This is a genomic window from Rossellomorea sp. NS-SX7 (assembly GCF_052828565.1).
Genome location: NZ_CM128249.1, coordinates 3,283,283 through 3,302,244, shown reverse-complemented (window position 1 = coordinate 3,302,244; position 18,962 = coordinate 3,283,283). Strand labels below are relative to the sequence as shown.

Here is an 18,962-nt window from a genome sequence, read left to right as displayed (position 1 = left end):
TCAAACAGAACGGAGAAAGTAAAGGAGTAAAACAGAAGGAGGCCAGACGATGCTTGAGATTCAACCGAACTGCTGGAGTGAACATGATGAATTGAAAACCGTGGTGGTTTGTTCCCCGACCACCTTGGACGTTCCCGATCAGCGTACCGCCGATTATGTAGGCTGGGAAAGACCCGTTCAGCAGGAAAAAGCACATGAAAACCATGAAGCGATGATAAAGGCAATGGAAAATGAAGGGGTACAGGTCATCGACTACTCCCATTATTTAAAAGGGGAACATGCCGACCTCAATCCGAATCTAATTAACAGGGTGTTTGTGCGGGATCTCGCATGTGTATATGGGAACACGGTGATCCCCGGCGACGCAGGGGCAACGATGAGAGCACCTGAGTATCTTCACAGTCATGAGCTGTTTAAGGAATGGTTTGATGAAGATGTGTTCCAAATCACAGCCAACAATGAAATGAAAGCTCTTGAAAATGGGGACGTGTTCGTTCTTGATAACGATACGGTATTCATCAATACCGGCCTCAGGACAAGCATCGAAAGCCTGGAGGCCATCCAAAAGTGGATATTCAAAGCTGGATTTTCCGAGATCGGTGTCATTGATCTGCCGAGGAAAGGGGAGACGATGCACCTTGACATGAACTGCAATGTGGCGGGTCCGGATCTCCTTGTCGCGAAAAGCTATATGCGTTTATTTCCTGTTCAAATCGTCACGGAAAAAGGCTATACGTACTCCATGACAGGTGATTTCCTTCAGCGCCACGGATTTGAAGTGCTTTGGACAGACAATGTCAAGCACACCGTCGCAGATATCAATTTCCTGAACCTGAACCCGGAAACGCTGCTTGTCAGCACTAAAATAAATAAGAAAATCCTTCATGAGCATCCCAAATTGAAGAATAAAAAGATCATCGAAGTGGACGTGAATGAATTGGAAAAAGGGGGAGGCGGTATCCGCTGCATGACGCTTCCAATGGAGCGCAGGTAAACCGCCGCATCCAATGAAAAATGGACTTGCCGCAGAGACAAGTCCATTTGCTTCATTTTTCCATGAAATTATACGAAGTCCAGCATCGGTTCATCACGATGCCTTTCTGTTCGGCATATTCGTCTCCCCATTTACACATTTCAAATAAAGTCGACTGCAGTTTTTTTCCCATTTCAGTCGTCGAATATTCCACACGGGGAGGGACCTGTTGATACACCCTTCTTGAAACGAGCCCGTGTTCCTCGAGTTCCCTGAGCTGCTGGGTCAGCATCTTTTGGGTGATGTTGGGGAGTGACCGTTTCAATTCATTGAACCGTTTAACCCCTTCATTCAAGTTCCAGAGAATCAATACCTTCCACTTGCCCCCGATCACGTCAATCACGAGGTCGATTGCGCATTGATATTCGTTGTTAAGCTCTTTCATTTATCCGGCTCCTTTCTGCTTCGGCCTTTCAGGTAACAGCTCAAGGCAGATGTTCATTTTAAGGTTAAACAAGAGGCGGTTTCAATGGAACAATCCCATGGAAGGTTCCTAAATGGTAACTAGGATACATAATAGTGCCTACTTGTTTTTGTACTATGCAGTATATATTATATACCAAGTAAGAGATAAATAATGAATTCGTTAGGAGTGACGATAGATGAAAGCATTGCTTCTTAAAGATAAAGGTTTGTGGAAAGACATGAAAGTGGAAGAAATGGAAAAGCCGGCACCGGGGGATGGTGAGCTGCTGGTCGAGGTACATGCAGTCGGCCTCAATCCGGTCGATTATAAAACGGGCACAAATGGAATGCCGAGCTGGACATATCCTCATATTCTGGGTCTTGATGTTGCCGGTGTTGTGGCAGAAGTCGGAAATAGTGTAACCGGTTGGGAGAAAGGCGACCGCATCGTCTATCACGGTGATTTTACGAAGAAAGGCGGGTATGCTGAATTCGCTTTGATCACTGCCCATACAGCATCGAAATTGCCTGACAGCATATCGTTTGAAGACGCGGCTGCACTTCCGACTGCCGGATATACAGCGTATCAGGCCCTTCACCGCAAATTGGCATTGGATCAAGTCAATACCATCCTCATCCACGGCGGTGCAGGAGGGGTCGGCGGATTTGGTGTCCAGCTCGCGAAACGTGCGGGGAAAACCGTCATTTCAACAGCTTCTTCACACAATCATGAGTATGTGAAATCACTAGGTGCAGACTATGTCATCGACTATCGTGAAGAAAACGTGAAAGAGAAAGTGATGGAACTCACCGAAGGGCGCGGGGTGGATGCAGTGATTGATGCGGTAAGCAGACAAAGTGCGACGGATGCTCTCGACATGCTCGCTTATATGGGGCATATCGTCTACATCGCAGGAGCGCCGGACTTTGCTGCAGTAAAACCGTTCACCAAAGTGGTGTCCTACCATGAAATCGCATTGGCGGCGGCCCATCAATCACATGATATCCAGGCTCAAAAGGATTTTGCCGTCATCGGGGATGATATGCTATCACTTCTTGCAGAAGGAAAATTGGATGCGATGCTGAAAGAAGTCATTGGATTGGAAGGAGTTCCGGAAGCGCTCAGCCGATTATCGGAACGCCATGTAAAAGGGAAGATCGTCGCGAAACTGAAATAATAGCTGGAAAAGGTGCTCATCATGGAAGATGGGCACCTTTCTGTTATTCCTTTATTAATGAATAGAGTTTATATAGATCTGCGTCTGATAAGATCTTCGGTACAGGGTAAAACGGGTTGGCTTCCGTCAAAGCCCGTTTGACCATAAGCGGGATGTCGGTTTCGGAAATACCGTTTACTTTGTCAGGGATATTCATGTCTTTATTGAGCTTCTTGATCGCTTCAATGAATGCCGTTGCCTTTTGGGCTTCCGTCTCGGAATTTACGCTGATGCCGGCTGCGTCTGCGAGTTCCGCAAGCGGCTGATGAATCGATTCCCCGTAATATTCAAGGACATGTGGCAGAATGATCGCATTGGCGAGCCCGTGCGGAGTCGAATAGAATCCGCCCAGGGTATGTGCGATGGCATGCACATATCCGACGTAGGCCCGGGTGAACGCTGTGCCTGCCAGATAGGAGGCTTTCTGCATATTCGTCCGGGCGCTGATATTTCCTCCGTTGGAATAGGCATCATATAGATTGTTGAATATCAGGTTTACGGCTTGCTTGCTGCACTCGATGGTCTCAGGTGTCCTGCTTCTGCCGATGTACGCCTCCACAGCATGTGTCAATGCGTCCATTCCGGTCGTCGAAGTAATCTGAGGAGGAAGTTTTACCGTAAGCAGCGGATCCAGTACGGCCACATGCGGGATCAGCGACAGGTCATTGATTGCATATTTCTCATGGGTATCAGGATTGGAGATGACAGCGGCAATCGTCGCTTCGCTTCCTGTCCCGGCGGTCGTCGGGATGGCGACAAGGAGGGGCAGTTTCCTTCTGACCTTGAGCTGTCCCTTCATCTGGGGGATGGTTTTATCCGGCCTCACCACCCTTGCACCCACACCTTTGGCGCAATCGATCGGGGAGCCCCCGCCAAAGGCGATGATTCCTTCACACTTACGGGAGTGATAGATGTTCAACGCTTCTTCAATATTATCGATGGTCGGGTTGGGGACGGTTTTGTCATAGACGGCATAATCGATCATCGCGTCATTTAATCCATCAAGCAATCCATTCATCAAACCGAGTGATGAAATCCCCTTGTCGGTGACAATCAGGACGCTCGAGATTCCTTTATCCTTTAAGACAGCAGGCAGCCTGTTCAGGCTGTTTTCCCCCTCGATCAATTCCGGTTTCCGCCATGGCAGGATATAAGAAACGCCGCGATATGCGGTCTGATAGGCCCTGCAATACATTTTGTACATGACAATCCCTCTCTTTTATAAAAATTAGGTAAGAACGAAGTCCTGTCTAAGGGTGTCCCTGTCTCTTCTAATATGTATTTGCTTGTAACCTTATTTATATGTTTCTCTCAAATTTTTCTAGCCTTTATCTATGATTTTATCAAGCATCGATAATGGAGACTAGCGAAATTTTGGGTTAATCCTTAAAGGCTGTTATAATGGTGCTTCACCGTCATGCTAAAAAGGAGTTGAAAACCTTTGAAATATATACGTTCTCAAATGAAACGCCTGATGAAAGATGAAAAAGAACTGCAGGACCGTTTAAAGAAACTGATGGATGAACAAGGCTTGGAGAGAAGTTTTGCCATGAAGGCCCTGTACCATTCGGAAGTGGCGGATGGAGGTAAGTATCAGGCTAAGTACCAGGCGTTGGATGAGCCGAAGAAGTAGAGATTTTTTAGAGATCAAAAACCTGTGTAGAGTGGTTCTATACAGGTTTTTTATAGTTTTGCAGAGGTTAATTAGGGAAGCACCCGGGTAAATAAGGTAAAAAAGGATGATACGATGCCATTCGATTATTCACTGGACTTTGACGCCACCGATTTCAGGGAAAACCCTGAATTGTACCGGGTCGGCCGGGGAGAGCAGGGGGTCTTGCTCGTGGAACCGTATAAAAGTGAAATCCTCCCGCACTGGCGGTTCAAAACGCCGGAAATTGCGTCGGAATCTTCGGTTAAGATTTATGAAATGTTCCTTGGCTATAAAGAGAAGGACGATTTTGTCGGGATGGACATGGCCAGGAAGTTTCTCCAGATGGGATACACCAGAGCCCGCCGCTACGCCAACTATAAAGGCGGAAAAAAATATGATGAAGACGGAGATGTGAAGGAGAGGCAGATCGATTCCGTCAAAGCAGAATCAGCCGCCATTTTTGAAGAAAAGTGGAAACAGGCGAGGGAAGATGAAGATTATCTCGCCATGAAGCGGGAGCACCAGGAGAAATATGGATGAAAAATGGCCCGGCCCTGAACTGCTTTAAAGCAGCGAGGGACGGGCCTATTATGTTATCTTCTCCTGCTGTCAATGAGATGCATGACACCTTTTAAGATCAGTACGATAGAAAATAATAAAACAGCGAGAACCCCAATCACATCGACAATCGGATTGACCGGCTCCAAGAATCCCGTTAGCGGCACCCTGAGCAGGGCAAATCCCGATAAAATACCGAACAGAAATAACCAGATTGGACTATCCATTTTGAATTCACTCCTTTCTATGATTAATGTATTCGGGAGTGATAAAAGCGTTTTAAAAATAAGGAAATGGCCCTGTTGTTTTTGAAAAATAAAGCTTGTTTGTTTTGGGGAGGGGGGTGGATTTGTAATGAATTGGTAAGTGACGGAATTAATCGAGAAATTAAAAGATTAATGGGCAGAACTCGAAGATTAGTTAGCAAAACTCAAAGATTTTTACCCGAAACTCGGAGATTAACAGCTATTCCTGAAAGATTCCACATCCAGTATCGCCCCATATCCCAATAAAACAGCCAATTATCTTCTAAATCTCCATCCCAAAGCCTCATTACCCAAAGGAGTGGTCAATTGATCAAGGAAAAACCCAATCCTCCAATCAAAATGACCAATTCCAATAAGGAAATGAGACACTTCTCCACACTTCAGATGGGACTTCAGGATAGTCCCTCTGCAGAAAATGGAGACTATTTACTTATAGATTGCTGGGTCTTTCCGCTTGTTTTTCTTTTCGCTCCTCCCCTAAGCCAAGCAGGTCATGTTTTAATAGTAAAGGTGTTTATTTACATTTATTAGCAGGGTAACAATATATGGAAATAATTATGAGGAGGAAACCTATGAAGCAGCTGATGATCGTGATTGCGGTGATTTTTCTTGCCGGATGCGGGGCAGGGGAAAACGGAAAAAAAGAAGAAAGCAGCAGCAAAGCTACAGCTGAAGAAACTGAAAAGAAAGAAGAAGGCTATCAAGAAAAGAAAGTGGAGTATGTTGAACTGGACTCCATCGACAGGGAGCTGACCGACACAGAGAAGGAACTGTTAAGAAAACCAGGGGAATTCAGCGGAGACAATTATGATGAAGAGAAAGTACAGAAAGAGCTCGATAAACTTCCCAAAGATTTAACGGCAGAGCAATATTTACAAGAGATGATTTTTTTACTCGGAGAAGACTACCATGAAGGAATGGATACATTCTTTACGTTCGATTCAAGTGTGGATGTAAAAATAGACAGGCCTGACGGGGAAATTGACAATCCTCAATTAAAGAAGACGCATGTTGCGATCTTAATGGACTCAAGCGGAAGCATGAATGGCAAAGTCGGAGGGAAAACAAAGATGCAGGCTGCAAAAGAAGCGGTCATGGACTTTGCAAAACTCGTTCCGAAACAATCGACTGTTTCACTTGGTGTCTACGGCCATAAGGGAAGCGGAGATGACGCTGATAAGAAGCTGTCATGCAGCAGCACGGAAACGGTATATAACGGCCCTTATGATGAATCGAAGTTCAAAGATTCATTGAATACCTTTAAGCCTGCAGGCTGGACACCGATCGCCAATGCTCTTCATTCGGTTAAAAAAGATCTGCCTGCCGATGCTCAGGAAGTAGTGGTATATGTTGTGAGCGACGGAATAGAAACATGTGATGGAGACCCTGTTGCCGCCGCCAAAAAACTGAGCGAGTCGGATGAAAAGGTGAAAACCGTTGTCAACATCATCGGATTCGATGTAGACAACGAGGGGCAGGCTTTACTGAAAGACGTGGCTGATGCCGGCAACGGAGAATTCAAATACGTCGATTCTGAAAGAGAACTCAAAGATTATATGAGGAAACAGTACGAAGAACTTCAGAAAGAATGGTACGAATGGAAGGAAGCCGGTAAAGAACAGGCTTTTGCCCAGAAGGAAGAAAAGAAGAAATTGGCAAATGAAACGAAAGAAGAAATGAAAGAGAAAGTGACAAGGGAAAAAGACAGACTAAAAGAAGCACAAGCATACTTGGATGAGAAATATGATGATTACGACCATCCGATCAACGACACCTTTTCACTTATTGTGGATCGAAACAATGACATGTGGCAGTACATCGTTGATAAGGGGAATGAACTCTGGAACGAATCGGTGAAAAACGGCAATGAAGAGTGGAACAATTATGTGGAAGAAGGAAACGACAAAATAAATGAAACGATCGATAAGAAGAATGATTACTGATTTCTTCAATAAATGCAGGTAAGTGATAATGTTAGAAGCCCGACCTTTACTGTTTGGAGGCAGTGAGGGGCGGGTTTTTTCGTGTTATCTTCTGCTAATAATTGAGGTGTATGCTCTGACACGATAAAAATGAAGCTTGTATCGGGTTATGGGTTGGTATAATATGGTAAGTGGCGGAATTAATTCAGAAATTAAAAGATTATTGGGGAGAACTCGAAGATAAGTGGGGAAAACTCGAAGATTTTCACACAAAACTAAAAGATTAACAGTCTTTCCCGAAAGATTCCACACCTCAGACCCCTCCCGCCCCCCAGATTGTACCTCTAATTTCCGTTCAAACCCCCGTCTCAAACCCACATTACCCAAAGGAGTGGTCAATTGATCAAGAAAAAGCCAAGCCCCCCAATCAAAATCTTCAAATTGTATGCCCTACTAAGAAGAATCATACGCAATCACCCGTTAAGACATGAAATCGAAGCAGAATTAAGGAAGCTTGAAGCAGGATATAAAGGGGAACTGTCCCTCAACTACCACCTAAGCTTTCTCCCCGATAAGGAGTACGTGATTCTATTCAATCTCCGCCTTTCTTACAAAACATTTTTCTTTCAAATTGATACTCTCGTCCTGCATACCAACTTCATTCTCATCGCGGAAGTGAAAAACATAGCAGGGGAAATCTATATTGACACGGACTTCAATCAAATGATTCGGACCAGGCTTGAAACGACCGAGGTGTTCCCCGATCCAATCCTCCAGACTTACAAACAGAAGGAGAGACTTGAGAACTGGCTGTTCACAAAAAATCACCCCGCCATTCCAATCGAATATCGAGTCGTTCTGACAAACTCCCACACTCTCATTAAAAATACTTCTCAACATCAACTCGTATTAGATAAGCTGATTCGCAGCGAGAGGCTCGTCTATGAAATAAAGAAACTGACTGCAAAATACACCCGACCCGTGGTGCCTGCAAAGGAACTGAACCGAATCGCGAACCGGCTCATCAAGTCCCACATCCCAGCTGACCCGGATGTCCTCTCACACTATCAACTTACAAAATCAGATATCCTGCCAGGTGTCCATTGCAGCGGGTGCCATTCCCTTTCGATGGAAAGGGTCCAGGGAACATGGTGGTGTCCAACTTGCCATTTGAAGAAAAAGGATGCCCATATAGAAGCTATAACGGACTATGCACTGCTCCTCGACATGACTATCTCCAATAAAGAAATGAGATATTTTACTAACCTGCAATCCCTTTCCACTGCAGCCAGAGTGCTGTCACAAATGAATCTTCCATCGTCCGGGACCACTAGGAACAGGCGATATTCCCTTGACCCCTTAATTAAAGATTTGTATTAAATTCCTTTGCCAACTCTGTTTAATCAAGGAAAAAACGAGCTATTACATTCTAAAAGAATCACAGTTCACAGCAGCGAAACTCAGCAATTACATTCCTAAAAGAACGCGATACCCTGCAGCAAAACCGAGCTATTTCATTCCTAGAAGAAATGTCCTTCACGCACCCAAACCAATCCATTAAACAAGCGAAAAAAACCGCCCCCCACTGCACCAACGCAGCGAGGGACGGTCCTCTCAAAACTTCATTATTCTACTGCATGCCGCTGTCTCTTCTTTCCTCTAAAGCGGTCAAATACCAGGTATAGAGCAGGTACGATCAGCAGCGTCAGGATCACCGAGAAGGCGATACCTGATATGATGGTGACCGCGAGTGGAGTGAAGAGCGCGTCTCCGCTGACGGCAACCGGGATCAAGGCGACGATGGATGTAATGGCAGTCAGGACGATTGGACGCAGTCTTGCGCGTCCTGCTTCGACGACTGCTTCTTTTACATTCATGCCGTCACCCAATCGCTGCTCGATAAATTCGATGAGTACGATCGAGTTCCGGACGACAATCCCGGTCAGTGACACCATTCCCATGACAGCAAGGAAAGAGATCGGTGTCTGTGTGACGAACAATCCAAGGATGGCTCCTGCAATGGCCAGATAAACGGCAACCAGTACAAGGAAAGGCATCGATAATGAATTGAACTGCAGGGCGATCAGCAGGTAAACAAGGAAGATCACGATTGTGAACAGGATGGTGATTTCCGAGAAGAAGCTGTCCTGTGCTTCGTTTTCACCGCCGATGGTCACACTGTACTCAGGGCCAATGTCTTTCTTGGCGTCATCTACGATATCTTGTACTTTTTCTTCATAGCCTTCTTTATTCTCCGGGAACGCACGTATCGTGATGGCACGTTCTCCGTCGACGTGAGGAATCTGCTGGATTTCTTCTTTCTTTTCAACCGTCACCAATTCATCAAGTCCAACCAGTTTAGGCGGTCCGGCTGGATTCTGTCCGCCGGCTGCCGGCAATTCCAAGGAAGACAGGTCGATTTCCCCTTCATTGCCGTCTAGTACAAGGTTCATGTCGCGCTTCGTGACGCCGTTATCGAAAGCTTTGAGCGGGATTCCTTCTGTTGCGAGACGGATCTGCTCGCTGATTTGTTTGACAGTGATGCCGTTTTCCTCCAGTGCTTCCCGGTCAGGGACATATTCCTGGACAGGAGATAGCTCTCCAACATTATCAACGACAAGATTCGTTTCGAGATTCCCGATTTCATCCTTCAGTGAATCCCTCAGTTCAAGCAATTTCTCCATTTCCGGACCGGATACGGTCACGGTTACAGGTGCACCTGCAGGAGGACCCTGCTGGATCGTTTCCATGAAAACGACTGCGTCGGGGAACTCGGTGCGGAGCTTTTCCGTCCATTCATCAATCAGACCTTGAGCAGTCTGGTTCTCACGATCGACACGTGCCACGATTTGACCAGTGTTCTCTCCAGCATTATCGAGAGAGCTGTTGAATAGATTCGGAAGTCCTGTTCCGGCAAATACGCTGGTTTCATAGACTCCTTCATCGGTTTTTAATCTGTCTTCCATTTCTGCAAGCGTATCCGACGTTTCCTCGAGCGTCGTTCCGATCGGAAGTGTGACGTCGATCGTCACTTCTTCACGGTCCGCAGATGGGAAGAATTCAAACGGTGTAAAGGCGATCAGTCCGAATATGGCTGTTGTAAATACCAGTCCAAGAACGGCAGTAAGCAAAGGCTTCTTGGAAAATCTTCGCAGAATCCCGTCTGCATACCAATCTGCCATTTTATCAAGCGGCTTCCCGAGCAACCCGGGAGAGTCGGATATTTTTTTCTTTGTTTTACTATAAAGCATATAGCGGAGCGCAGGTACGAATACCAATGCAGCAAGTGTTGAAGCCAGAATCGTCGTGATTAAGACGGTCGGCAGCGCTCGGATGAATGCCCCGTTGCCGCCTGATAAAAAGACAAGAGGCAGGAACGTGAACACAATCGCGAGGGAAGAGGTAACGATTGACACCCATATTTCCTTTACACCGTTCACTGCGCCAGCCAGCGCACTGTCCCCGAGTTTATAGCGTCGCTGGATATTATCATTCATGACGATCGAGTCATCAACGAGGATACCGAGAGCGATGATGGCACCGATCACGGAAATCTGGTTCAGGTCCACCCCTGCATATGGAAGGGGGATCAAACCTGCAAGCACCGAAATCGGAATTGCCAGAGCGACAACGACAACACCGGATCCAGTGAGTCCGATCGCTGTTGTGACGATGACGGCAAGCACAGAAATCGCCAATGATGTGAACAGACCTTTGAATATATCAGTCACAAGGCTTGCCTGTGAATAATATGGGACCAGCTTCACAACTTCGGGCAGATTGTCGGAGAGTTCCTCCACTTTGTCGCTTACCCGCTGATCCACTGAAGGGATATCTTCGCCTTGTTTAACAAATGCAGTGAAGGAAACAGCAGGTTTTCCTTCGAATGTAATGATATCTTCGGATTCTTTAGGTGAGATTTCCACGTCGGCTATATCCCCAAGTAAGACGGATTCGCCGCTGGGATCTTTGCCGACGAAGACATTTTTCATTTCTTCAATGGTCTTGTAATGATCGACCGTCAGCTGAACGACCTCGCCATCAATTTCTTCTTTCCCGAGGGGAGTGGGATAGTATTCATCGTTAATCGCCGTCATGACATCTGATACGTTAAGGCCGGATTCTTTAAGGTTTTGAAGATTGAGTTCGATAAGGATCTGTTCTTCAGGAAGCCCTTTGACGGCAACCCCTGAAACTCCTGATAATTCTTCGATTTCCGTTTTCCAACGGTCTACTTCTTCTTTTAGTTCTTGCAGGCTTTCACGGTTCTCGCTAGTGAGCTGGTAAGAAACGATCGGCATTTTTACCGTGGACTCATTGATCTCCGGGTCGAAAACCTCTTCCGGAAACGTTGAGGAAGCATCGGAAACTGCCTGCCGCACATCGCTGAACACTTCTTTTTTGTCTTTGCCATCTTCGACCTCTACAATGATAGTAGAGAAGCCGGCGGCAGATGACGAATTAAGCTCCTTGATTCCGTCAATCGACTGTAGGGAATTTTCAATCGGATTCGTGACGGTCCTTTCGACCGTATCAACGGTTGCCCCTGGATACACCGTTGAAACCGTCCCTATATTCACTTCAGTTTCGGGAATTTCCCTTTGGGGGAGTTGAAAAAATGTAAAAATCCCGATAATGGCAAAGAGCAGAACAAAAATCAGTATGATTTTCGATCGCTTCAAGATTGCTTGAATCATCTAAAATTCCTCCTGTTCCGTTGTTTGACTCAGTGGTCAAAAATGTTTTGTTTAAAACGCTGATGTATTGATATAATAGTGTTTGTTTCTTTGACTCGTAAGTCATTTTTTCACGGTAAGGTATTTTAGTCAAGAAATAATGTGCTTTTCCCGAGAGTGAGGATGGAAGGTCAGAAAACTATGTTAAAATGGTTTTTGACCGAACTGAACTATATGTAAGCTAAAATGAATATTCTCCGGATATCAGATAGAAATCAGGGTGATATAGTTGAACAAACGTAAAGCAATATTAGAAGCAGCAGTCGATCTGTTTGCAGAACATGGATATAACCAGACCTCGATGCAGCAGATCGCTGACAGCATCGGGATCTCCAAAGGTTCTCTTTACTCTTTTTTTCAATCAAAGGAAGATTTAATCATCTCCATTTATGAACATTATCAGCAGCTCGTCTTCGAGCGCGCGTTTGTCGTCGGCTTGGACGGAAACATGTCTCCGGAAGACCGATTGGCCAAACAGTTTCAAGTTCAATTTGAAGGGATCTTGGAATATAAGTCATACATGAAGATGCATATGAGGGGAGAAACCGCCAAAAACAGCGAAAAGCTCGCCGAAATGGAGCATAGGATGCGCGGCCGGTTATTCAGCTGGCTGCAGCATAATCTACAGCGATTATATGGAGATAGGATCGCCCCATATAAATGGGATCTGATGTGGATGACCCAATCTATATACTCTTCCTATATGATGCTCCTGATTTCAACGGATAGTGATCTCAGACCTGCAGAACTCGGGAAGCATATCGTCAGGCAAATCATGATTCTCGCAAATGACTTCTTCGAAGGGAAGAGCACGCCTCTCCTGGATGATGAAATGATGAAGCCATTCTCTGTCAACATGGACCGTGAAGGAGCATTTATTTCATTTGAAAAAAGGGAAGAAGCCTGGACGAATCTTTATGAGAAGATCCATTCACTTAAAAGTGAGGAAGCCGGCGAATATGTAAACATTGCCGACAGGATCTCGGAAGAATGCCGGAAATCAAAACCCGATGAATTGGTCATCAGAGGGATGTTCCGGTTGCTCGCCGATGTTGACGGGTTAAAACAGGAAGTCTCCGAATTGGAAAAACAGCTGCTGCCATAGTCGATGCTAAGGCAGCAGCTGTTTTTTTGCCTGTTCAATCTCATGGTCAGTTAATAGAACTTTTTGTGCTGATTTTACAAATACTTAAAACTATTCAGCCTTCAATTTCGTTAATACATTATATCCGAACAGTAATACTGCAAGTGTCGTCAACACTCCGCCTGCAGCAATCACAGGAATTATGCCTTCATTGCCGGAAATGAGGACAATCAATCCGACCATCATAAGCGGGAGTCCGATATTATGGAGCCAGAAATGTGCTTTTGCCAGTTTTGTCGCTGCCACTGCCGGAAATAAGTGATAAATGATGCCTGCCAGCGTAAGGGCCGTCCATCCTAATAGATTGATATGGACATGGACCGGAGTGAAGCTGTAATCATGTGTCATGGACATATAAAGTCCGAATAATACGCCGATCATAAAGTAAACGACTGAAATCTTGATTAACTTGATGCCCAATTAAATCCCTCCTTTTCTAGAAAAATATATGAATGGGAAAAAGAGTATAGACCAAAAGTCACTGACGGCATATGGGGGTGGCGAAAAGCTCTAAGCAGGAATGTATAAATGTATCATGGGCGGCGTATAAAAGGAGGAAGAGGGTAATTCCTGTAATTCCCGGCAATAGAGAAAACGAAGGGGTTTCCCAAGCGCAACTCTTTTTACTTCAAGTGATTTACATGGATACATATAAAAAGGTTGCCATAGACCCACACGCATGCCGCTTGTTAAAATGTTCTAGCAGTTGTTTGGAGGTTAGAATATTGGATGATAAAAGATATTCCGATTTAAAGCTGGGTGAGCGCGGGGCAATCATCAGTATCATCGCTTATATATGTTTATCCATTTTAAAGCTATTGATTGGGAATGTGAGCGGGTCGGAAGCTTTGAAAGCTGATGGCTTGAATAATACGACAGATATCCTGGCTTCAGTTGCCGTTTTGATCGGGTTAAGATTATCTCAAAAGCCTGCCGATGAAGACCATCTTTACGGACATTGGAAGTCAGAGATGATTGCTTCCATGATTGCGTCTTTCATCATGGCTGTTGTGGGAGTACAAGTTTTGGCAGGTGCAGTCACTTCACTATTCGAAGAGCAAACACATCCGCCGGATATGATTGCAGCTTGGACCGGAATGTTTTCGGCGTTCGTGATGTACTTCGTTTACCGCTATAATAAAAACCTTGCGTTGAAGATCAAAAGTCAATCCGTCATGGCTGCTGCAAAGGACAATCTCTCGGATTCATGGGTCAGTATAGGAACCGTGATCGGTATAATAGGCTCCCAATTTAACATGCCCTGGCTTGATCCGTTTACCGCTATCATCGTGGGGATCCTTATCTGTAAAACTGCGTGGGGGATATTTCGTGAAGCTTCCCACCAGCTGACGGATGGATTCGATCAACAGATGATACAAGAATACACAAAGACGATTGCGAGAACTTCAGGTGTAAAAGGGGTTAAGGATATCAAGGCAAGAAGCTATGGCAACAACATTGTCGTCGACATCGTCATCACGGTGGACCCTGCCTTGAATATCAACGCTGCCCATGATATTTCCACCAGAGTAGAGAAAAAACTGGAGGAAGACTACAAAATCTACGATGTCCACGTACATGTAGAACCAAACTGACTTTATCCCATTAACGCAATTAGGGACGGGCCTTTAAAAAGGCCCGTCCCTCGAACTGTTTAATATACTTTATCCCCATTGAAAATGGAGTTCTTCACGACTACATAATCGACATGACGGATCGCGTCAAGATTCGTTCCTCCGGCATATGAGATGGAGGACTGAAGATCCTGTTCCATTTCGATCAATGTATCTTCAAGCGAACCTTTATGTTCCACGAACATTTTCTTTCCTTCGACGTTTTTCTTTTCGCCTTTTTGGAATTCGGACGCTGAACCGAAGTATTCTTTAAAGAGCTTGCCGTCTTTCTCGAATGTTTCACCAGGAGATTCTTCGTGTCCTGCAAACAATGAACCGATCATGACCATCGATGCGCCGAAACGGATGGACTTTGCGACATCACCGTGTGTACGGATTCCGCCGTCTGCAATGATCGGCTTGGATGCAGCTTTAGCACACCAGCGAAGTGCCGCCAGCTGCCAGCCTCCCGTACCGAACCCTGTTTTGATTTTTGTGATGCATACTTTACCAGGGCCGATGCCGACCTTAGTCGCGTCCGCTCCTGCATTCTCAAGTTCTCTGACTGCTTCTGGAGTCCCGACGTTGCCGGCGATCACAAAGCTTTCAGGAAGGTGTTTCTTGATATGCTGAATCATATTGATCACGGCATTGGAATGGCCGTGTGCGATGTCGATTGTAATATATTCGGGAGTCAGCTTTTCTTCTGCCAGCTGTTCCACAAACGTGTATTCTTCCTCTTTCACACCCACGCTGATCGAAGCGTATAAACCGCGTGAGTTCATATCTTTGATAAAATCTCTTCTCTTTTCAGGTTCAAAACGGTGCATGATATAGAAATAATTATTTTCAGCCAAGTAAACAGCGATTTTTTCATCAATGATCGTCTGCATATTTGCAGGAACGACTGGAAGTTTGAAGGAACGGCCGCCAAGCACAATGGACGTGTCACATTCCGAACGGCTGTTTACCACACATTTTGCAGGAATTAATTGAATATCTTCGTAATCAAATACATTTTCCATGAATAACACCCCTAAAAAACGAATATTAAAGTTAATCTTATTTAAAAATGTTCGTTCCTATCGTAATATACAACATTTATTGCCAGGGTGTCAAAGATTATTTTCTGAAATTTTTTTCTGTGCAACAAAATAAAAAACGGACCTGCTGTTTGCAGGACCGCTTTCGTCATCATGATTCTTCAATATTCTCGTTCATTTTCACAAGGACATTCCGGTAAACGTTCAGCTCTTCTTCAGAAATACCGGTAAGGATTTTCTCCTCCCATATCTTCTCGATCACCGGGGATAGTTCTTCTTTGACCGCGTTTCCTTTATCTGTAATGAACAGAAGGAACGAGCGGCGATCCTCTTTGTTTTTTTCCTTGATGATCAGTTCTTTGCGCTCAAGGATATCGAGGATCCTCGTCACGGTAGGCTGATCCTTTTCCGCTTTGATCGCCAATTCCTTTTGATTGATACCGTCATTTTCAGAGAGCCGTTTCAGAACGGTCCACTGTTCGGGAGTGATATCGAAGTTCTTAATGTTCACAGATAAGAAACGGATAATGTTCTTGACTGTATTACTGGTAAAAAGTCCGATTGATTCATCTCGAGTATCTTGCATGCTGTATCACCTACTACGAATTTTGTCTACTTCTATCATACTACAAAAGTCACTGGAAATGAGAGCGATTTCATATTATTTGTTATGACAACTATATTTACTTTTGTTTTTGTCATGTATATAATTAGTATGACAACTAATTATTTGAATATACAATAGGTCTGTAAAGAAAGGAGATTTTTATGAAAGAAACTTCAAACAGCATATGGACGAAGCCTTTTCTGATGGCGCTATCAAATAACTTCTTCGTCTTTTTGGTGTTCTATTCGCTGTTGACCGTACTGCCGGTCTATGTGATGGCTGAACTTCAAGGCAGTGAAGCGCAGGCCGGCCTTGTAACGACGATGTTTTTGTTGTCGGCGATCATTGTCCGGCCATTTTCAGGGAAAATCATCGACAGACTGGGGAAAAAGAAAACCTTGATGATATCTGTGTTTCTCTTTGGTGCTTCTTCCTTTTTCTATTTTCTGATAAGCGATTTCTATCTGTTGATGGCATTGCGCTTCTTCCACGGGATTTGGTTCAGCATCGCTTCAACCGTCTTAGTGGCGATAGCAGCCAATATGATTCCGGATCACCGAAAGGGAGAGGGGCTGGGATACTTCGCGATGTCGATGAACCTTGCCGTTGTAGCAGGTCCATTCCTTTCCCTGGCACTGGTTCAATTTATCCCTTACTCTGCATTGTTTATTCTCTTGGCGGGCATGATGGTGATTTCTTTCATCCTGACATTCGGTATTCAAACGGAAGAAACGGCTGCTTCGCTTCCGGAGTCTGCCAAGCGGCTGACGGTGAAGGATCTGATTGAAGTGAGAGCGGTACCGATTGCCTCGGTAGGGTTCCTGACTGCTTTCGCTTATTCGGGCATCATGTCGTTCATTTCCGTCTATGCCAAATCAGTCGGCCTTTTTCAATCAGTCAGTTTGTTTTTCGTCGTCTTTGCAGCAGCCATGCTGTTATCAAGGCCTTATACTGGAAGGTTGTTTGATCAAAAGGGACCGGATTCGGTCATATATCCGTCTTTATTTATCTTTGCTGGAGGACTCATCATTTTAAGTGTCACGCATTCGACCGTTCTTTTGCTGAGTGCCGGGGCACTGATCGGGCTGGGTTATGGAGCATTGCTGCCGAGCTATCAAACGATGGCGATCCAATCTGCATCGAGGGAAAGAACCAGTCACTCAACAGCCACCTTCTTTATTTTCTATGATTTTGGAATCGCCGCCGGTTCCGTCATTCTGGGAATGATTTCTGCAGGATTTGGATTTACAAGCCTTTACTTGATTTCGAGTCTGGTTGTGCTGGTGACCATCTTTATTTATAAATTCGTCTCAGGTCATTCTCATAAAAATGAGTCCCGTAATGTAGAAGTTGTGGAGCAATAAAAAAATCTGCCCCATCGGTTCAAATAACCGATATGGGGCAGATTTTTTTATTTTTGCACACGACTGTTGATTTTCGTGCAAGACTTCGCACTCCCCGGTTGACTCAATCAACAGGTGGAATGACTGTAAGCTCAACTTGCTTGTTCAGCCAGCACGCTATCTTTCAGCTGACGATATTTTGAATAAAAAAGCCCGGTCATGATCAGGGACAGGCCCCCAAATAAAACTGTCATGATCTGTAAGCCAACAAGGTCTAACAGTAAGCCCGTAATGAGCAGAACCACCTGGAAAATCAAGCGGTCCAGCATGTTCCGGAATGAGAAGAAGCGGCCGTGAAATTCCTTGGGCATCCTGGTCTGGAAGATGGTTGCAGCCGTCGGGAAGAAACATCCCACCGCAAAACCGAAGATGGCAAATGAAACAACCGACATGACTGGATTGTCCGCAAAATAAAGCAGAAGCTGTGAAACCCCGATGACAAAGGAAAAGACGAACAGTATTCTATATGGCGACATCAAATCACCCATTTTCTTCACAAAAAACGCACCGGTCATAAAAGCAATTCCTTCAGCCGTATAAATCCACCCTTTGATCGCAGAGCTGTCCTGAAGCTCACTGATATTGATGACCATGAGATTAAACCCGCCGATGAACAGCAGGGGAACAAGCGTCAAAATCAGGGTCATCAGTACAATGGGGAGCCCTTTGATGATAGGGAAGACCTCTTTGAAACTGGTACCATTCGCTTTCTGTCCTTTGACGGCAGGAGAAATTGACTTTTCATCAAACGACAAGAACCATGTCATGATAAACAATACGATATATGCTGCCAGCGACAATACATAAAGCATCGATAAAGACATGACGACCAGGAGGATGCCTGCAAGTGCAGTGCCTAAGATCCTTGAAAGCGTGGCTACATTCATATGCACGCCATTCATCTGCAATAAATCCTTCTCTTTGACCACCATGGGAATGGCAGCTTGAAGAGCGGGAAAATAAAAGGCTGCTGAGATCTGGATGCTTACAAGGAAAACAATCATCCACAGAACAGAACCTGTTTCAATGGCGATCAGCATGAATATGACGCTCAGCGCGCGCGTGAAACCAGAGACCAGCATCACTTTTTTCTTCTTTACCTGATCCGTCAATTTTCCCGCCAGGGGGCCGACAGCCAGTCCGGCAAGGAGACCGGAAGCCAGAATCAGCGACTTAAGAAAATCCGAAGGCACCTTCTCCTGCATAAACTCCAGATTTCCGATAATCCCTAGCCAGAGGCCAAGGCCTGCCACAAATTCACCTATCAATAAAATCCAAACATTTTTGTTTTTCCACATGTTGTGCAGCTCCCATCACGTACTAAACTATTTCGATACCCTAAATATACTACGAAGAGAGAA

The 18,962-nt window shown here is 45.1% G+C and carries 17 protein-coding genes; 9 read left to right on the top strand and 8 right to left on the bottom strand.

Features of this window, described 5'->3' with window-relative positions; translation table 11 throughout:
• Window positions 1–49 precede the first annotated feature (49 nt).
• A complete protein-coding gene (locus ACUXV2_RS16535) occupies window positions 50–994 on the top strand; it encodes an arginine deiminase family protein (protein ID WP_446244244.1) in 945 nt (314 codons plus the stop codon).
• 52 nt (window positions 995–1,046) lie between these two features.
• Here ACUXV2_RS16535 and ACUXV2_RS16530 read toward each other — a convergent pair whose 3' ends face one another.
• Window positions 1,047–1,418, bottom strand: coding sequence for a winged helix-turn-helix transcriptional regulator (locus ACUXV2_RS16530; RefSeq protein ID WP_446244243.1), 372 nt, complete (start codon window positions 1,416–1,418; stop codon window positions 1,047–1,049).
• A 217-nt stretch (window positions 1,419–1,635) separates the two neighbouring features.
• On the opposite strand from ACUXV2_RS16530, the gene ACUXV2_RS16525 reads away from it, so the two are divergent.
• Window positions 1,636–2,616, top strand: a complete 981-nt coding sequence (locus tag ACUXV2_RS16525; protein WP_446244242.1) for a zinc-binding dehydrogenase — start codon at window positions 1,636–1,638, stop codon at window positions 2,614–2,616.
• Between the two features lie 43 nt (window positions 2,617–2,659).
• On the opposite strand, the gene ACUXV2_RS16520 is transcribed toward ACUXV2_RS16525, so the two are convergent.
• Window positions 2,660–3,859, bottom strand: a complete 1,200-nt coding sequence (locus ACUXV2_RS16520; RefSeq protein ID WP_446244241.1) for an iron-containing alcohol dehydrogenase — start codon at window positions 3,857–3,859, stop codon at window positions 2,660–2,662.
• A gap of 237 nt (window positions 3,860–4,096) precedes the next feature.
• Here ACUXV2_RS16520 and ACUXV2_RS16515 point away from each other — a divergent pair, with 237 nt between their 5' ends.
• Together ACUXV2_RS16515 and ACUXV2_RS16510 are read left to right on the top strand one after the other, a co-directional pair.
• Window positions 4,097–4,288: a hypothetical protein gene (locus tag ACUXV2_RS16515; RefSeq protein WP_175990372.1), complete on the top strand. Its 192-nt coding sequence runs from the start codon at window positions 4,097–4,099 to the stop codon at window positions 4,286–4,288.
• A gap of 114 nt (window positions 4,289–4,402) precedes the next feature.
• On the top strand, window positions 4,403–4,849 hold the full coding sequence (locus tag ACUXV2_RS16510; protein WP_446244240.1) for a DUF4385 domain-containing protein: 447 nt from the start codon (window positions 4,403–4,405) through the stop codon (window positions 4,847–4,849).
• Window positions 4,850–4,902: 53 nt separating this feature from the next.
• On the opposite strand, the gene ACUXV2_RS16505 is transcribed toward ACUXV2_RS16510, so the two are convergent.
• Window positions 4,903–5,094, bottom strand: coding sequence for a hypothetical protein (locus ACUXV2_RS16505; RefSeq protein WP_446244239.1), 192 nt, complete (start codon window positions 5,092–5,094; stop codon window positions 4,903–4,905).
• A gap of 611 nt (window positions 5,095–5,705) precedes the next feature.
• Here ACUXV2_RS16505 and ACUXV2_RS16500 point away from each other — a divergent pair.
• The gene (locus ACUXV2_RS16500) at window positions 5,706–7,076 is read left to right on the top strand and encodes a VWA domain-containing protein (RefSeq protein ID WP_446244238.1); all 1,371 of its coding nucleotides are present in this window, start codon (window positions 5,706–5,708) and stop codon (window positions 7,074–7,076) included.
• A 378-nt stretch (window positions 7,077–7,454) separates the two neighbouring features.
• Complete coding sequence (locus tag ACUXV2_RS16495; RefSeq protein ID WP_446244237.1) at window positions 7,455–8,435, top strand: NERD domain-containing protein; 981 nt, start codon at window positions 7,455–7,457, stop codon at window positions 8,433–8,435.
• A gap of 245 nt (window positions 8,436–8,680) precedes the next feature.
• Here the strand turns inward: ACUXV2_RS16495 and ACUXV2_RS16490 are convergent, their stop codons facing one another.
• Window positions 8,681–11,752, bottom strand: a complete 3,072-nt coding sequence (locus ACUXV2_RS16490) for an efflux RND transporter permease subunit (protein WP_446244236.1) — start codon at window positions 11,750–11,752, stop codon at window positions 8,681–8,683.
• A gap of 268 nt (window positions 11,753–12,020) precedes the next feature.
• Here ACUXV2_RS16490 and ACUXV2_RS16485 point away from each other — a divergent pair, with 268 nt between their 5' ends.
• Complete coding sequence (locus tag ACUXV2_RS16485) at window positions 12,021–12,896, top strand: TetR/AcrR family transcriptional regulator (protein ID WP_446244235.1); 876 nt, start codon at window positions 12,021–12,023, stop codon at window positions 12,894–12,896.
• A 90-nt stretch (window positions 12,897–12,986) separates the two neighbouring features.
• Here the strand turns inward: ACUXV2_RS16485 and ACUXV2_RS16480 are convergent, their stop codons facing one another.
• Window positions 12,987–13,355, bottom strand: a complete 369-nt coding sequence (locus ACUXV2_RS16480) for a cytochrome-c oxidase (RefSeq protein ID WP_446244234.1) — start codon at window positions 13,353–13,355, stop codon at window positions 12,987–12,989.
• Between the two features lie 305 nt (window positions 13,356–13,660).
• On the opposite strand from ACUXV2_RS16480, the gene ACUXV2_RS16475 reads away from it, so the two are divergent.
• Window positions 13,661–14,530, top strand: a complete 870-nt coding sequence (locus tag ACUXV2_RS16475) for a cation diffusion facilitator family transporter (protein ID WP_446244233.1) — start codon at window positions 13,661–13,663, stop codon at window positions 14,528–14,530.
• A 59-nt stretch (window positions 14,531–14,589) separates the two neighbouring features.
• Here the strand turns inward: ACUXV2_RS16475 and guaC are convergent, their stop codons facing one another.
• The gene (gene guaC, locus ACUXV2_RS16470; RefSeq protein WP_446244232.1) at window positions 14,590–15,573 is read right to left on the bottom strand and encodes a GMP reductase; all 984 of its coding nucleotides are present in this window, start codon (window positions 15,571–15,573) and stop codon (window positions 14,590–14,592) included.
• 169 nt (window positions 15,574–15,742) lie between these two features.
• On the bottom strand, window positions 15,743–16,177 hold the full coding sequence (locus tag ACUXV2_RS16465) for a MarR family winged helix-turn-helix transcriptional regulator (protein WP_446244231.1): 435 nt from the start codon (window positions 16,175–16,177) through the stop codon (window positions 15,743–15,745).
• A 182-nt stretch (window positions 16,178–16,359) separates the two neighbouring features.
• Here ACUXV2_RS16465 and ACUXV2_RS16460 point away from each other — a divergent pair, with 182 nt between their 5' ends.
• Window positions 16,360–17,562 carry an MFS transporter gene (locus ACUXV2_RS16460; RefSeq protein WP_446244230.1) on the top strand — a complete coding sequence of 401 codons (1,203 nt, stop codon included), beginning with the start codon at window positions 16,360–16,362 and terminating at the stop codon, window positions 17,560–17,562.
• A gap of 131 nt (window positions 17,563–17,693) precedes the next feature.
• Here ACUXV2_RS16460 and ACUXV2_RS16455 read toward each other — a convergent pair whose 3' ends face one another.
• On the bottom strand, window positions 17,694–18,899 hold the full coding sequence (locus ACUXV2_RS16455; protein WP_446244229.1) for an MFS transporter: 1,206 nt from the start codon (window positions 18,897–18,899) through the stop codon (window positions 17,694–17,696).
• Window positions 18,900–18,962 lie beyond the last annotated feature (63 nt).

Coding starts and splice junctions, on each gene's coding strand:
- guaC (WP_446244232.1), bottom strand. CDS start 15,573: ATGGAAAATGTATTTGATTACGAAGATATTCAATTAATTCCTGCAAAA.
- ACUXV2_RS16465 (WP_446244231.1), bottom strand. CDS start 16,177: ATGCAAGATACTCGAGATGAATCAATCGGACTTTTTACCAGTAATACA.
- ACUXV2_RS16510 (WP_446244240.1), top strand. CDS start 4,403: ATGCCATTCGATTATTCACTGGACTTTGACGCCACCGATTTCAGGGAA.
- ACUXV2_RS16500 (WP_446244238.1), top strand. CDS start 5,706: ATGAAGCAGCTGATGATCGTGATTGCGGTGATTTTTCTTGCCGGATGC.
- ACUXV2_RS16455 (WP_446244229.1), bottom strand. CDS start 18,899: ATGTGGAAAAACAAAAATGTTTGGATTTTATTGATAGGTGAATTTGTG.
- ACUXV2_RS16525 (WP_446244242.1), top strand. CDS start 1,636: ATGAAAGCATTGCTTCTTAAAGATAAAGGTTTGTGGAAAGACATGAAA.
- ACUXV2_RS16530 (WP_446244243.1), bottom strand. CDS start 1,418: ATGAAAGAGCTTAACAACGAATATCAATGCGCAATCGACCTCGTGATT.
- ACUXV2_RS16535 (WP_446244244.1), top strand. CDS start 50: ATGCTTGAGATTCAACCGAACTGCTGGAGTGAACATGATGAATTGAAA.
- ACUXV2_RS16490 (WP_446244236.1), bottom strand. CDS start 11,752: ATGATTCAAGCAATCTTGAAGCGATCGAAAATCATACTGATTTTTGTT.
- ACUXV2_RS16520 (WP_446244241.1), bottom strand. CDS start 3,859: ATGTACAAAATGTATTGCAGGGCCTATCAGACCGCATATCGCGGCGTT.
- ACUXV2_RS16460 (WP_446244230.1), top strand. CDS start 16,360: ATGAAAGAAACTTCAAACAGCATATGGACGAAGCCTTTTCTGATGGCG.
- ACUXV2_RS16505 (WP_446244239.1), bottom strand. CDS start 5,094: ATGGATAGTCCAATCTGGTTATTTCTGTTCGGTATTTTATCGGGATTT.